Source organism: Pseudomonas sp. LBUM1645 (assembly GCF_059716185.1).
On sequence record NZ_CP166811.1, the window covers coordinates 6,796,278 to 6,811,401 of the forward strand.

13 protein-coding genes are annotated in these 15,124 nt (G+C 59.7%); 6 read left to right on the forward strand and 7 right to left on the reverse strand.

Going from position 1 to position 15,124, the window contains the following annotated elements; translation table 11 throughout:
- Positions 1 to 64 precede the first annotated feature (64 nt).
- On the forward strand, positions 65 to 1,432 hold the full coding sequence (locus tag ACA079_RS31005) for a CYTH domain-containing protein (protein ID WP_497702005.1): 1,368 nt from the start codon (positions 65 to 67) through the stop codon (positions 1,430 to 1,432).
- A 115-nt stretch (positions 1,433 to 1,547) separates the two neighbouring features.
- Here the strand turns inward: ACA079_RS31005 and ACA079_RS31010 are convergent, their stop codons facing one another.
- Positions 1,548 to 2,012 (reverse strand): Lrp/AsnC family transcriptional regulator, encoded by a 465-nt coding sequence (locus ACA079_RS31010; protein WP_046045137.1) that lies wholly within the window; start codon positions 2,010 to 2,012, stop codon positions 1,548 to 1,550.
- A gap of 126 nt (positions 2,013 to 2,138) precedes the next feature.
- On the opposite strand from ACA079_RS31010, the gene ACA079_RS31015 reads away from it, so the two are divergent.
- Both ACA079_RS31015 and tfpB read left to right on the forward strand, forming a co-directional pair.
- Positions 2,139 to 2,477, forward strand: coding sequence for an ACT-like domain-containing protein (locus ACA079_RS31015; RefSeq protein ID WP_497702006.1), 339 nt, complete (start codon positions 2,139 to 2,141; stop codon positions 2,475 to 2,477).
- Between the two features lie 90 nt (positions 2,478 to 2,567).
- Entirely contained in the window at positions 2,568 to 4,352 is a 1,785-nt protein-coding gene (tfpB, locus tag ACA079_RS31020; protein ID WP_497702007.1) for a type IV pilus assembly ATPase TfpB, read from the forward strand.
- Positions 4,353 to 4,357: 5 nt separating this feature from the next.
- On the opposite strand, the gene ACA079_RS31025 is transcribed toward tfpB, so the two are convergent.
- A complete protein-coding gene (locus tag ACA079_RS31025; RefSeq protein ID WP_497704401.1) occupies positions 4,358 to 5,338 on the reverse strand; it encodes a hypothetical protein in 981 nt (326 codons plus the stop codon).
- 187 nt (positions 5,339 to 5,525) lie between these two features.
- On the opposite strand from ACA079_RS31025, the gene ACA079_RS31030 reads away from it, so the two are divergent.
- The 3 genes from ACA079_RS31030 to ACA079_RS31040 all read left to right on the forward strand — a co-directional run bounded on the left by ACA079_RS31030 (position 5,526) and on the right by ACA079_RS31040 (position 7,290).
- Complete coding sequence (locus tag ACA079_RS31030; RefSeq protein ID WP_008150402.1) at positions 5,526 to 6,446, forward strand: SPFH domain-containing protein; 921 nt, start codon at positions 5,526 to 5,528, stop codon at positions 6,444 to 6,446.
- Between the two features lie 8 nt (positions 6,447 to 6,454).
- Positions 6,455 to 6,904 carry an NfeD family protein gene (locus ACA079_RS31035; RefSeq protein WP_497702008.1) on the forward strand — a complete coding sequence of 150 codons (450 nt, stop codon included), beginning with the start codon at positions 6,455 to 6,457 and terminating at the stop codon, positions 6,902 to 6,904.
- Positions 6,905 to 6,972: 68 nt separating this feature from the next.
- Entirely contained in the window at positions 6,973 to 7,290 is a 318-nt protein-coding gene (locus tag ACA079_RS31040) for a DUF2388 domain-containing protein (protein WP_010466645.1), read from the forward strand.
- A gap of 153 nt (positions 7,291 to 7,443) precedes the next feature.
- Here ACA079_RS31040 and gcvP read toward each other — a convergent pair whose 3' ends face one another.
- The 5 genes from gcvP to ACA079_RS31065 form a co-directional block, all read right to left on the reverse strand.
- Positions 7,444 to 10,317: an aminomethyl-transferring glycine dehydrogenase gene (gene gcvP / locus ACA079_RS31045; protein ID WP_497702009.1), complete on the reverse strand. Its 2,874-nt coding sequence runs from the start codon at positions 10,315 to 10,317 to the stop codon at positions 7,444 to 7,446.
- Between the two features lie 226 nt (positions 10,318 to 10,543).
- Positions 10,544 to 10,927 (reverse strand): glycine cleavage system protein GcvH, encoded by a 384-nt coding sequence (gcvH, locus tag ACA079_RS31050; protein ID WP_074871817.1) that lies wholly within the window; start codon positions 10,925 to 10,927, stop codon positions 10,544 to 10,546.
- Positions 10,928 to 10,977: 50 nt separating this feature from the next.
- On the reverse strand, positions 10,978 to 12,060 hold the full coding sequence (gene gcvT / locus ACA079_RS31055) for a glycine cleavage system aminomethyltransferase GcvT (protein ID WP_497702010.1): 1,083 nt from the start codon (positions 12,058 to 12,060) through the stop codon (positions 10,978 to 10,980).
- Positions 12,061 to 12,216: 156 nt separating this feature from the next.
- Entirely contained in the window at positions 12,217 to 13,833 is a 1,617-nt protein-coding gene (locus tag ACA079_RS31060; protein WP_497702011.1) for an ABC transporter permease, read from the reverse strand.
- Between the two features lie 142 nt (positions 13,834 to 13,975).
- A complete protein-coding gene (locus tag ACA079_RS31065; protein WP_497702012.1) occupies positions 13,976 to 14,980 on the reverse strand; it encodes an extracellular solute-binding protein in 1,005 nt (334 codons plus the stop codon).
- Positions 14,981 to 15,124 lie beyond the last annotated feature (144 nt).

The following is a 15,124-nucleotide window of genomic DNA, read 5'->3' on the forward strand; positions in this document are numbered from 1 at the left end:
ACTGCACGACCTTGGCAGCCACACATTCCCCCCGGCTGCGCTCCCGATCCTGGATTTTCCGGCCATGCAGAAAGAAACCGAAATCAAACTCCGCGTCAGCCGAGAAACCCTCGCTGCCCTGCGCGAGCACCCGCTCCTGAAAAAACGCAACAAAAGTGGCTGGGAACGCCGTGAGTTGATGAACCAGTACTTCGACACGCCTGAGCGCGACCTGGCCCGCGCCAAAGTTGCCCTGCGCCTGCGCAAGGATGGCGAAGAAGTGATTCAGACCCTCAAGACCCGCGGCCAGAGCGTCGCCGGTTTGTCCGAGCGTAACGAATACGACTGGAACCTGCCCAAAGCCAAGCTCGACGTTAAGAAACTCGACGGCGAATGCTGGCCTGAAGAATTGGCCGAGCTGGACAAAAAAACCCTGAAGCCGATTTTCACCACCGATTTCGTCCGCGAACGCGCTGAAATCGCTTGGGGCCGTGGCAAGACCAAAGTGGTCATCGAAGCTGCGCTGGACCTCGGCCACGTGGTGGTCGGCAAGCAGAAAGAAGAAATCTGCGAGCTGGAACTTGAACTACGCGAAGGCGAGCCGGCCGCTCTGCTGGAACTGGCCGCCGAACTGGCCGCGACCCTGGCCCTGATGCCATGTGACATCAGCAAGGCCGAACGCGGTTATCGCTTGTACGACGCCAACAGCTATTCGTTGAGCCTGCCGGCGCCACAGATCACCGCTGAAACCCCGCTGGACGACGCTTTCGCCGCGCTGAGCTGGCACTTGCTGAGCAGCAGCCAGCGTCTGGCCGAGCAGTATCGCTTCAATGGCCACTGGCGCCTGTTGCAGGACTGGGTCGAAAACCTGGCTGAATTGCGCGCGCTGCTGAGCAGCCTGGGCCAAGCCGCGCCACGTCAGTCGACGCACGATCTGCGCGTCGCGCTGGATGCCTTGCTCGAAGACTGGCGTCCGCTGGTGCAAGCCGGTGTCGACGACGAAGACGTGCGCAAAGCCGCGCCGGAGCAGTTCCTCGAAGAACTGGAAGATCCGCGTTGGGGCCTGTTCTCGCTGAACACTTCGCGCTGGTTGCTGGCCCGCACCTGGGCTGCCGATCGCAACGTCCGCGGCAATCGCCAGGGCGCTGCGCAATTGGGCAGTTGGTTGCCGCGTCTGCTGGGTGAAGAAGCGACCTCCCTGCAACTGCAGCGTTATCAGCAACAGCCGGAAGACCTGGCCGAGCAACTTCCGCGCATCGAGCGCATCCAGGCTTGGCTGCACCATGCCCGCAGCGTGCTGGACATCCCGGAAATGGATCGCCTGTACGGTGAGCTGAAACAACTGGCGCAACTGGCTAACGAGCCGATCACCGATGAATCGCTGGATGCGCGTAAGCAGCAGGCGATTGCTGTGTATCAGAATCGTGCCTGGAAGATGCTTCTGCGCATGTAATACCGCCATCGCGAGCAAGCTCGCTCCCACAGTTAACCGAGTTGTCTGAATGGACTCGGTCTAATGTGGGAGCGAGCTTGCTCGCGATGAGGCCTGCACATCCACCGCAAAAACCTCAGACCGGCAAACTCGTAGTGGACTTTATCTCCGATAAAGCCACGATCGAGTTCACCTCCTGAATCCCCGGCACCATCGACAGCTTCTCGAAGAAGAAGCGCTCATACGCCTCGATGTCCGCCGTCACAATCCTCAGCAAGAAATCCACCGACCCCATCAGCACATAGCACTCCAGCACTTCGGGAAAACCGCGAATCGCCTCGGTGAACTCGGTGAAGTTCGAACGCCCGTGAGCGTTGAGTTTGATTTCGGCGAAGATCTGCGTGTTAAGCCCGATTTTCTTCCGGTCGAGCAAGGTCACCTGCCCGCGAATGATCCCCTCCTCCTTCATCCGCTGAATCCGCCGCCAGCACGGCGACTGAGACAACCCCACCTGTTCCGCAATCTGCGCACTGGAAAGTGAAGCGTCCTCTTGCAGCAACGCGAGGATCTTGCGGTCGTAGCCATCCAGCTCGCTATGCATAAAAAAACCTTAGATTGATAACTTACCGAATCAAGCAATTCGAATAATCGCCAATAAGCCCAATCATAGATAAGAAATGCCCGGCACCGAATGTAAAAATTCCTCCAGTGATTTTGGAGACCGACCATGCCGCATCTAGAAGCCGTCAACACCCCGCACACCCGCGCCGATGTCTGGAACGTCAGCAACGCCCATTGCAGCGTTCACTATCAATTGCTGGCCGAGGCCGAACCGGACCTGCTATGCCGGGCGCTCAACCTGTTCGCTTTGCAGTTTCTGACGCCGCAACAAGTCAACGTGCAGCGGATGGACGATCTGCTGTCGATCGACATCGTGATAGACGGCTTGAGCTGGCACCGCGCCCAGGTGATCGCGGAAAAATTACGTAACCTGATCAGCGTCTGTTCGGTTGATCTGCAAGCGGTTGATTGCATGTGGGAAGAACCGGCTCAGGCGGCGGGCTGAAAAAACTCGACACGGCTTCGTCGGGTAGTGGCCCAACGGTCTGCGGCTCCGCGACTATCCTTTGCGAACTGTTGTTCATGAGGAGCCCGCATGTCCGTTCAACTTGCCATTCAGGACCGCTGGCTGGATCTCAATGATTTGCTGCGTGAACTGGTCGCCCAAGGCTTTATCAATCAGGACTCGGCCGAACACGCGCTAAATGCTCGACGCCGTCACGCTGCCAATGGCCAGATGCACCCGCTGGAATTCATCGCCAGCCAGCTCCTGGACGATCTCAGCCGTCCGGGTAAACACCTCGACCTGGAAAGCCTGACGCTTTGGCTGTCGCAGCAGGCCGGTCAGCCTTATCTGCGTATCGACCCGCTGAAAATCAACGTTGCAGCGATTACGCCGCTGATGTCCTACGCCTTCGCCCAGCGTCACAAGATTCTTGCGGTCTCCATCGACCGCGACGCGGTGACCGTGGCCAGCGCCCAGCCCTACGTCACCGGCTGGGAAGCCGACCTGACCCATGTGCTGAAACTGCCGATCAAGCGTGTGGTGGCCAACCCGGTCGACATCCAGCGCTTCAGCGTGGAGTTTTTCCGCCTGGCCAAATCGGTCAGCGGCGCGACCAACGCCGATCAGCAGATGAACACCCTGGGCAACTTCGAACAGTTGCTCAACCTCGGCGCCAGCGACCAGGAACCGGACGCCAACGACGCGCACATCGTCAACATCGTCGATTGGCTGTTCCAGTACGCGTTCCAGCAGCGCGCCAGCGACATCCACATCGAACCCCGGCGCGAACAAGGCACTGTGCGCTTTCGCATCGACGGCGTGCTGCACAACGTCTATCAATTCCCGCCGCAAGTGACCATGGCCATCGTCAGCCGCCTGAAAAGCCTCGGGCGGATGAACGTCGCGGAAAAACGCAAACCCCAGGACGGCCGGGTCAAGACCAAAACCCCGGACGGTGGCGAAGTCGAGCTGCGGCTGTCGACATTGCCGACTGCATTCGGCGAAAAAATGGTCATGCGGATCTTCGACCCGGAGGTACTGCTCAAGAATTTCGATCAGCTGGGCTTCTCCGCCGATGACTTGCGCCGCTGGCAGGACATGACGAGCCAGCCCAACGGCATCATTCTGGTCACCGGTCCAACCGGTTCCGGCAAGACCACCACGCTGTACACCACGCTAAAGAAACTGGCGACGCCGGAGGTCAACCTCTGCACCATCGAAGACCCAATCGAAATGGTCGAGCCGGCGTTCAATCAGATGCAGGTCCAGCACAACATCGACCTGACCTTCGCCGCCGGTGTGCGTGCGCTGATGCGACAGGATCCGGACATCATCATGATCGGTGAGATCCGTGATCTGGAAACCGCTGAAATGGCGATCCAGGCTGCGCTCACGGGCCACTTGGTGCTGTCGACGCTGCACACCAACGATGCGCCGAGCGCGATCAGCCGCTTGCTGGAACTGGGTGTGCCGCATTACCTGATCAAAGCCACGGTGCTTGGTGTCATGGCCCAGCGCCTGGTCCGCACCCTGTGCCCTCATTGCAAGGCACCGCTGACCCTGGGTGAAGAAGACTGGCAAACCTTGACCCGCCCCTGGCAGGCACCGTTGCCGAACAACGCACATCGCGCCATCGGTTGCCTGGAATGTCGCGATACCGGTTACCGCGGCCGCGCCGGGGTCTACGAAATCATGCAGCTGACGGACGGCGTCAAAGCGCTGATCAACCCCGACACTGATTTGCTGGCCGTGCGGCGTCAGGCGTTCAAGGAAGGCATGCGCAGTTTGCGGTTGTCAGGGGCACAAAAAGTCGCAGCCGGTTTGACGACGATTGAGGAGGTATTGCGGGTGACGCCGCAGAGTGAGCAGAAATAGTCGCGCTACCAGTCGGCCAGACCCAATCCCGTATTGGGCTTGATCCATAGCACTGCACCGTCCGGACTGCGCTGCAGGATCGAGTGACCCGCCTTCAGCGTTTCGCCCGTGCGCAGGTTGTAGGCGGGATCTCCTTTGTTCGGGCTGAACATCAGCGTGTGCGGCGCGTCTTGGCGCACCCTCGTCAGCCGCAGGTATTGCCAATCACCCAAGGTTGTCCTCTCGTCTAACTGCCCCTCCCAACCCACGGCTTTTTGCTGTTTATCCAGCTTCACGGTCAGGGTCGGGCTGGACAACGGCATACCTTGAAGGACAACCCGCTCGCGCTTTCCCCACGGCCTCAGGTCGTATTCCTCACCGTAACGGTGAACGTTGCTGCCGGATGGCCATGTCAACCCGCCAAGCTCTGTGTTCGCCACCAGCGTGCAGGACTCGAAACGCCAGCGATCCGGTTGCAGGCGCGTCTCTTCGTCGATGTCGAAAGTCACCCAGGTATCGCCCGCACAAGGCCAGCCATCAACGACCTGATCGCTGGCCAGCCGCAGTTTCACATACGGGGGGCCATACATTTCCAGCGCCGTGACGTGGACGCCCTTGATCGCGTGCGGTGCGGCAAACTCGGCGGCAAAGAGGCTGGGCAGACCATGGCTTTGTGGCTGATCGTATTGATCCAGCGGGTCGACCGTACGTAGATGCAGCCTGGCGCCCGCTGGCAGCGGTAGACCTTCGACTTGAACGTCCTGCTCAAGTGTCGGGTTTCGCGCCCGATCGTCGGCAGCGTTCAGCCAGTATTTGCATGACATGGCGCCAACAACGCTCAAACAGACCAGCCCAAGCGCACCGAACCTGCGAGGCTGGCGCAACATCTGTCGGCGCCAGGCGGGAACGCACAATGCAATCAACAGTGCGGGCAGGCCGACAAACGACAGGAACACCACATTCAACACAGTGAGATACAGCATTGCGTCAATAGACAAGGGGAGCATCCATGCATCGAGAACAATCGGCCATGGTGCCAAACAACCCCACACGGCTCCAGCCCACAGGGGTAATTGCAGAAGTGAAACCTTTTATGTCTCCTGATGATGCCAAGGGTGACTAACTTGTTCTTATCCCCGACCCACGCCGCTACACTCCCGCGATCGAAATTTTATTGATTAACAGGGAATCGTTATGCAGATCGGAAGCGTGCTTTTACTTTTTGTCGGCCTGGTGGTCGCCATTCTGTTCATGGGCTTCAAGGTCGTACCTCAGGGTTACCAGTGGACGGTCGAGCGTTTTGGTCGTTACACCAACACGCTCAAGCCCGGCCTTAACATCATCATTCCGGTGATGGATCGCATCGGTCGCAAGATCAACGTGATGGAAAGCGTGCTGGATATTCCGCCCCAGGAAGTCATCACCGCCGATAACGCCACGGTACAGATCGACGCCGTGTGCTTTTTCCAGGTAGTCAACACCGCCCAGGCTGCCTACGAGGTCAACAACCTCGAACACGCGATCCGCAACCTGCTGCAAACCAACATTCGTACCGTGCTCGGCTCCATGGAGCTGGACGCGATGCTCAGCCAGCGTGACGGGATCAACGAAAAGTTGCTGCGCACCGTCGACGAAGCCACGGCGCCGTGGGGCATCAAGATCACCCGGATCGAGATCAAGGACATCAGCCCACCGGCTGACTTGATGGCTGCGATGTCGGGGCAGATGAAAGCCGAGCGGATCAAGCGCGCGCAAATCCTTGAAGCCGAAGGTCTGCGTGCCGCGGCGATTCTGACTGCCGAAGGCAAAAAGCAGGCGCAGATTCTGGAGGCCGAAGGGGGTCGTCAGGCAGCGTTCCTCGAAGCCGAAGCCCGTGAACGTCAAGCCGAAGCTGAAGCCCAGGCCACAAAAGTGGTGTCCGAGGCCATCGCTGGCGGCAACGTGCAGGCGGTCAATTACTTCGTTGCGCAAAAGTACATCGATGCGCTGGGCAAACTGGCCTCGGCCAACAACAGTAAAGTGATACTGATGCCCCTCGAGGCCAGCTCGATGATCGGCGCAGTCGGCGGCATCGGCGAAATCGTCAAGGCCACGTTCGATAACAAGAAAGCCTGAGGCACGTTATGTGGGCATTCCTGCAGCATCTATCGTTCTGGGACTGGCTGGCATTTGGCACGGTGCTGCTGATTCTCGAAGTGTTCGGCGCCGGTGGCTACTTGCTGTGGATCGGCATGGCAGCCGCTGCCGTTGGCGTGCTGGCATTTGTAATGCCGGACATGTCCTGGGAATTGCAATTCCTGCTGTTTGGCCTGCTCTCGATCGCCACCGCCCTGTACTGGTGGAGACGCCAGCGCAGCGCAGTGCGGATGAGTGATCAGCCGAATCTCAATCTGCGCGGTCAAGAACTGATCGGCAAAACCTTTGTGGTACATGAAGCGATTGTCGACGGCAGAGGCAAGATCAAGGTCGCCGACGGTGTGTGGATGGCCCGAGGGTCTGATGCCGCAGCGGGCAGCCGCGTTCGGGTGATCGGGCAGCAAGGGGCTATTTTGCTGGTTGAACCGGCTGAATGAGCCGTTATGGAACTCGATTGGGGGATTGGCAATCAAACGCCGTAGTTAACCCAGTGGAGTCACCCAATATGCGTCTCAAACTTGCTGTCGCTACCATCGCCTTGTTGTCCCTTCCTGTCGGTTCGGCGATGGCCGATAGCTTTTGGCGTAACGTCATCTCGTCCGGTGCGACCACCGGCTCGACCTACCTGACCTTCAAGGATCACAAGCTGATCGTTGCCGCCCAGGACGATGCCGGCAGCTTTGTCGCCAGTGACGGCGGCATTCGCGGCCCATACCTGGAAGCCGCGATGCAGAAAGTCCGCGCCGACAACCCTGGCCTGCAGGCCACGGACATGGAACTGGCGAACGCGATCCTGGCGAAGAATGCCGTCGCGTCGGAATAAGCTTTTTGGCTGAACAAAAATGCCGCTCCCAGGAGCGGCATTTTTTGGTACGTTGAAAAGCAAAGATCGCAGCCTTCGGCAGCTCCTACAGAGTCCGTGTCGTACACACAATCAAGGTAGGAGCTGCCGCAGGCTGCGATCTTTTGATCTTGCTCAGCGGTAATCGTCTACCGGCACACACGCGCAAAACAGATTGCGGTCACCGTAGACATTGTCCACCCGGTTCACCACCGGCCAGTACTTATGCGCCTTGGCATGAGCATCCGGCGTCACCGCCTGCTCAATGCTGTAGGACCGCTCCCAAACTCCGGTGATATCCGCCAGGGTATGCGGTGAACGTTTCAGCGGGTTGTCATCGGCTGGCCAGTTGCCGTTCTGCACCTCGGTGATTTCCGCGCGGATACTCAGCATCGCCCCGATAAACCGGTCCAGCTCTGCCTTCGATTCACTTTCGGTCGGTTCAACCATCAACGTCCCCGGTACCGGAAATGACATGGTCGGCGCATGGAAGCCATAGTCCATTAGCCGCTTGGCGACGTCCTCCTCGCTGATCCCGGTCAGCGCCTTGAGGGGGCGCAGGTCAAGAATGCATTCGTGAGCCACCCGCTCGTTACGCCCGGTGTAAAGCACCGGAAACGCCCCGGACAAGTGCTGCGCCAGGTAATTCGCGGCGAGGATCGCCACCTCACTGGCATCCGCCAATTGCGGCCCCATCATCGCGATGTACATCCAGCTGATCGGCAGGATGCTCGCGCTGCCCCAGGGCGCCGCGCTGACTGCGCCGTTTTGCGCAAGCGGCCCTTCGATCGGCACCACCGGATGATTAGCCACGAACGGCGCCAGATGCGCCCGCACACCAATCGGCCCCATGCCCGGCCCGCCGCCACCATGGGGAATGCAGAAGGTCTTGTGCAAGTTCATGTGGGACACGTCGGCACCGATGTCCGCCGGGCGCGCGAGTCCGACCTGAGCATTGAGGTTGGCGCCGTCCATGTACACCTGGCCGCCGTGGCTGTGGATAACTTCGCAGATTTCGCTGATGCCTTCCTCGTACACGCCGTGGGTCGAAGGATACGTCGCCATCAGGCAGGCGAGTTTGTCTCCGGCCTCTGCGGCCTTGCCTTTGAGGTCATCCAGATCAACGTTGCCCGCCTCGTCGCATTCGACGATTACCACCCGCATCCCGGCCATCTGCGCCGAAGCCGGGTTGGTGCCGTGGGCCGAGGACGGGATCAGGCAGATATCCCGCGCGCCCTCATGACGACTCTCGTGATATTTACGAATCGCCAGCAACCCGGCGTACTCGCCCTGGGCGCCGGAGTTGGGTTGCATGCAGATCGCGTCGAAACCGGTAATCGCGCAGAGCCAACGCTCCAGTTCTTCGATCATCAACGAATAACCGACCGCCTGCTCTTTCGGCACAAACGGGTGCAGGTTGGCGAACTGCGGCCACGTAATCGGGATCATCTCGCTGGTGGCATTGAGTTTCATGGTGCAAGAGCCCAGCGGAATCATCGATTGATTGAGCGCCAGGTCCTTGTTCTCCAGTTGCTTGAGGTAGCGCAGCATCTCGGTTTCGCTGTGATGAGCGCTGAACACCGGGTGACGCAGATAAGGCGAGGTACGCAGCAGACCTGCGGGAATGCCGGAAGCAAGGGTTTCAGCGTCCAGTTCGTCGACGTTAAGCCCATGATCGGCACCGAGGAACACATCAAACAACTTCGCGACGGTAGATTCGTCAGAGGTTTCGTCGAGGCTCAACCCCAACTGTCCGCGCCCGAGGATGCGCAGGTTGATCTGTGCGGCCAGGGCACTTTCGATGATTGCCGTCTGAGTACCACCGACTTCCAGCGTCAGCGTGTCGAAAAAGTGTGTGTTGAGGCGGGTGATGCCGTGGCGCTCCAGTCCAGCTGCGAGGATGCTGGTCAGCCGATGGACGCGCTGGGCAATGCGTTTGAGCCCTTCCGGACCGTGGTAGACCGCATAAAAACTGGCGATGTTGGCCAGCAGCACCTGCGCGGTGCAAATGTTCGAGTTAGCCTTCTCCCGACGGATATGTTGCTCGCGGGTTTGCAGGGCCATGCGTAAAGCGACGTTGCCGCGAGCGTCCTTCGACACGCCGATGATCCGCCCGGGAATCGCCCGTTTGTACTCATCGCGACTGGCAAAAAACGCCGCGTGAGGCCCGCCGTAACCCATGGGCACGCCGAAACGCTGGGATGAACCGAACACCACGTCGGCGCCCAACTCCCCCGGCGGCGTCAGTAACAGCAGACTCAGCAGGTCGGTGGCGACACACGCCAAGGCTTGCTGCGCATGCAGATGATCGATCAATGGACGAAGATCGCGAATCTCGCCGTGGGTGTCGGGATATTGCAGCAGCGCACCGAATACTTGGTGCTGCTTCAAGTTATCCACAGTGTCGATGATCAGCTCGAAGCCGAACCCTTCTGCTCGGGTCTGCACCACGGAAATGGTCTGCGGATGACAGTTTTCGTCGACGAAGAACAAATTGCTTCTGGACTTGGCGACACGCTTGGCCAGTGCCATGGCTTCCGCCGCCGCCGTGGCTTCGTCCAGCAGCGAGGCGTTGGCCAGTTCCAGGCCCGTGAGGTCGATGGTCAATTGCTGGAAGTTCAGCAGCGCTTCGAGCCGCCCTTGGGCGATCTCTGGTTGATACGGCGTGTACGCGGTGTACCAACCGGGATTTTCCAGCACGTTGCGCACAATGACGGTCGGCGTAAGGGTGCCGTGGTAGCCCATGCCGATCAGGCTGGTCCAGACCTGGTTTTGCTCGGCGTAACCGCGCAGTTTGGCCAGCGCGGCTTCTTCGTCGAGGGCGGGCGGCAGGTCGAGCGGCCTGTTCAGGCGGATTCCCGGCGGCACCGTCTGCTCGATCAACTCGACCCGGCTGCCGAGGCCGAGGCTGTCGAGCATCGCCTGTTGCTCGGCGGCATCGGGCCCGAGGTGGCGGCGAAGGAAGGCATTGGGGTCGCGTAACTGGCTCAAGGACGGCAACTGGGACATGACGGGCTCTCTCTTGACTGGCGCTCAACGTCGATGCAACACGGTCAAACCAGCATAGCAGTCGATGCCACAGAGCCCTTGAAGATCAAAAGATCGCAGCCTTCGGCAGCTCCTACATAGATCGGCGTACACCTGTAGGAGCTGCCGCAGGCTGCGATCTTTTGAGGCCCGAGCGGACATAAAAAAGCCCCGACAAGTCGGGGCTTTTGGGGATGACGCTTAAGGCTTATTCGCCGATGGCGGCCTTGTAGCCGGCTGCATCGAGCAGCTTGTCCAGATCGCCAGCGTTGCTTGGCTTGAGCTTGAAGATCCAGGCACCGTACGGGTCGGAGTTGAGCAACTCAGGGTTAGCGCTCAGTTCTTCGTTGATGGCAATCACTTCACCGGCAACCGGGGAGTAGATGTCCGAAGCGGCTTTAACCGACTCAACTACACCGGATTGATCACCGGCAGCGAAGACTGTTCCGACTTCGGTCAGCTCAACGAACACCACGTCGCCCAAGGCTTCCTGAGCGTGATCGCTGATGCCCACGGTGACGCTGCCATCGGCTTCGAGACGGGCCCACTCATGACTTTCGGCAAAACGCAGGTCGGCAGGAATATCGCTCATGTTCTGTGTCCTCAAGAGAATTGTCAGCGGTCGTTGCCCGCCAGAAAAGGTTAGATCAAGGTTTTGCCATGGCGTACGAAGGTCGGTTTGACCACTCGGACCGGGTACCACTTGCCACGGATTTCCACTTCTGCGCGGTCGGCTGTCGCCATCGGCACGCGCGCCAGTGCTATCGACTTGCTAAGCGTAGGAGAGAAACTACCACTGGTGATCTCTCCTTCGCCAACATTGGCGATGCGGACCACTTGATGAGCGCGCAAAACCCCACGCTCCTCAAGCACCAGACCGACCAGTTTGTGCTGCACGCCACCCGCCCGTTCGGCTTCAAGAGCGCTGCGACCGATGAACTGGCGAGTGGCCGGTTCCCAGGCAATGCTCCAGGCCATGTTGGAGGCCAGCGGTGAAACGTCTTGGTGAATGTCCTGACCGTAGAGGTTCATGCCGGCTTCGACCCGCAGAGTATCGCGCGCCCCGAGGCCGATCGGCGAGATGCCCGCGCCCACCAGATCGTTGAAGAATCCTGGCGCTTGACTGGCCGGCAGAACGATTTCCAGGCCATCTTCGCCGGTGTAACCCGTGCGCGCGATGAACCAGTCACCATCGGCCTGGCCTTCGAAGGGCTTGAGCATCTGAATCAAGTTGCCGCGGGACTGAGTCACCAGTTCGGAGATTTTGTTCCGGGCCTGAGGACCTTGAATGGCCAACATCGCCAACTCGGAGCGCTCGTTGAGCTGCACATCGAAACCATCGATATGGGCTTGCATCCAGGCGAGGTCCTGATTACGGGTGGAGGCGTTGACCACCAAACGATAACCGTCCTCGAGACGGTAGACGATCATGTCGTCGACGATGCCGCCGCGCTCGTTGAGCATGGTGCTGTACAAGGCACGGCCAGGGCTGTGCAGACGTTCGACGTCATTGGCCAGCAAATGCTGAAGCCAGGCCTTGGCCTGAGGGCCGCTGACATCGATCACGGTCATGTGGGATACATCGAAAACCCCGCAATCGCGGCGCACCTGATGGTGTTCCTCGACCTGCGAGCCGTAATGCAAAGGCATATCCCAACCGCCAAAATCGACCATCTTCGCGCCGAGGGCGAGATGAAGGTCATACAGAGGCGTGCGCTGTCCCATGGGTTTCTCCTTCCGGGCGTGGCGAAGGTGCGGGCCGGTGCTGTACGGGGTCAAAGCCTTGAAATAGAAGGCTTTCAGCCGATTTCAGCTACCTGGTCTGTAGGACGGACCGCACCGAATGCCGCGCATTGTAGCCTCAAGGTGTAGGACTGGCACCTAGGTGTTTCGATGCGCTGAACGTCGAATCAATCCGATGACCGGTAGCAGGCCGACCAAAACCAGAGTCAAGGCCGGCAAAGAGGCCCTCGCCCACTCGCCTTCGCTGGTCATTTCGAAGATGCGCACCGCCAGCGTATCCCAGCCAAACGGGCGCATCAGAAGGGTCGCGGGCATTTCCTTGAGCACATCGACGAATACCAGCAAGGCAGCGCTCAACGTTCCTGGCAGTAATAACGGCAGATACACTTTGAAAAACAGTCGTGGCCCACTGACGCCAAGGCTACGTGCCGCTTCGGGCAAAGATGGCCGTATTCGCGCCAGACTGCTTTCCAGCGGCCCATAAGCCACCGCAATGAAACGCACCAGATAGGCCAGCAACAACGCCGACAGGCTGCCCAGCAGCAATGGCTTGCCGGCGCCCCCCAGCCAACCCGACAACGGGATCACCAGTTCGCGGTCCAGGTAACTGAACGCCAGCATGATCGACACCGCCAGCACCGAACCTGGCAAGGCGTAGCCGAGATTGGCCAGGCTGATGCCGGAGCGGATCGCTCGGGTCGGGGCTTGGCGCCGGGCAAACGCCAGCACCAAAGCAACACTGACGGTGATCAGCGCCGCCATACCGCCCAGGTACAACGTATGGACGATCAGCCCCGCGTAACGCTCATCCAGGTCGAAACGCCCGCGCTGCCAGAACCACACCACCAGTTGAAGCACTGGAATGACGAAAGCGCAGGCGAACACCAGACCGCACCAACTCATGGCCGCCAGCGCCTTGAAACCACGCAGGTGATACAGCGCCTTGACCCGTGGTCGTTCGTTGCTCGCCCGGTTGGCCCCGCGAGCACGGCGCTCGCCGTACAGCACGACCATCACCACCAGCAGCAACAGGCTCGCCAGTTGCGCGGCGGTGGAGAGGCTGAAAAATCCGTACCAGGTCTTGTAGATGGCGGTCGTGAACGTGTCGAAGTTGAACACCGACACCGCGCCGAAATCCGCCAGGGTTTCCATCAACGCCAGCGCCACACCAGCGCCGATGGCCGGGCGCGCCATGGGCAACGCGACTCGCCAGAACGCTTGCCACGGGGATTGCCCCAGGACTCGCGCCGCCTCCATCAAGCCTTTGCCCTGAGCCAGAAACGCGGTTCGCGCCAACAGGTAAACATAGGGATAGAAGACCAGCACCAGGACCAAAATCACACCGCCAGTGGAGCGCACGCGCGGCAACCTCAATCCCGTGCCGAACCATTCGCGCAACAGGGTTTGCACGGGGCCGGCGAAATCCAACAGGCCGACAAAGACGAATGCCAGCACATAGGCGGGAATGGCGAATGGCAGCATCAGCGCCCAGTCCAGCCAACGCCGACCGGGGAATTCGCAGAGGCTGGTGAGCCAGGCGAGGCTCACTCCCAGCAGCGTTACGCCGATACCGACCCCGAGTACCAGGGTCAGGGTATTGCCCAGCAGGCGCGGCATCTGGGTATCCCAGAGGTGGGACCAGATCTGATGATCGATGGTTTGCCAGGACAACAGCAAAACGCTGAGTGGCAGCAGGACCAGCGCAGCGATGGCGAAGACCAGGGGATACCAGCGGCGTTGGGCGGGGTGGGCCAAGAAAGGTCTCTCACGGAAAAATCGTGAAGTGTAGGGAAAACGCAAAAAGATCGCAGCCTCGCTTCACTCGACAGCTCCTACAGGGGTACGCCATCCCAATGTAGGAGCTGTCGAGTGAAACGAGGCTGCGATCTTTTGATTTTTAGTTCCAGCCAGCGCGATCCATCATCCGAATCGCTTCAGCCTGACGCTTGCCCGCAATTTCCACCGGCAACGTATCAGCCACAAACTTGCCCCAACTCGCCACTTCCGCAGAAGGCTGAACCGCAGGGTTGGCCGGGAATTCCTGGTTCACGTCAGCAAAGATCTTCTGTGCTTCAGGTGTGGTCATCCACTCCACCAAGGCCTTGGCTGCTTCCGGGTGCGGAGCATGTTTGGTCAGGCCGATACCCGACAGGTTCACGTGCACGCCACGGTCGCCCTGGTTCGGCCAGAACAGCTTCACCGCCAGATCAGGCTTCTGCTTGTGCAGACGACCGTAGTAGTACGTGTTGACGATGCCGACGTCGCATTGACCCGCGTTGATGGCCTCCAGCACCGCGATGTCATCCGAGAACACGTCGGTGGACAGGTTACTCACCCAGCCCTTGAGAATCTTCTCGGTTTTGTCGGCGCCATGGACTTCGATCATGGTGGCGGTCAGTGACTGGTTGTAGACCTTTTTCGCTGTGCGCAGGCACAGGCGGCCTTCCCAGTTCTTGTCGGCCAGACCTTCGTAGGTGGTCAACTCACCCGGCTTCACCCGATCGGTGGAGTAAGCGATGGTCCGCGCCCGCAGGCTCAGGCCAGTCCAGGCATGGGCGGACGAGCGGTATTGCAGCGGGATGTTGGCGTCGATCACCTTGGAAGTGAACGGTTGCAGGATGCCCATTTGCTCGGCCTGCCAGAGGTTACCTGCGTCGACAGTCAGCAGAAGGTCAGCGGTGGCGTTCTCGCCCTCGGCCTTGATCCGCTGCATCAGCGGCGCTTCCTTGTCGGTGATGAACTTCACCTGCACGCCGGTTTTCGCGGTGTAGGCATCGAAGACCGGTTTGATCAGCTCGTCGATACGCGAGGAGTAAACCACCACCTCATCAGCGGCCTGGGCAGCAGTGCTGCCAATCAGGGTCAGGGCGAATGCGGTCAGTAGACGCTTCGGTACCAACATGGGAGCGATCTCTCGATTGAAAAATTGAAGCCAAATGATATGGACTCACATTTACCTTCTCAATCGAACAGTTCGCGGAGGCGTTACCAGATGTTGCACCGCTGGAAATTTGCGGTGAATGTACCGGCCTCATCGCGAGCAAGC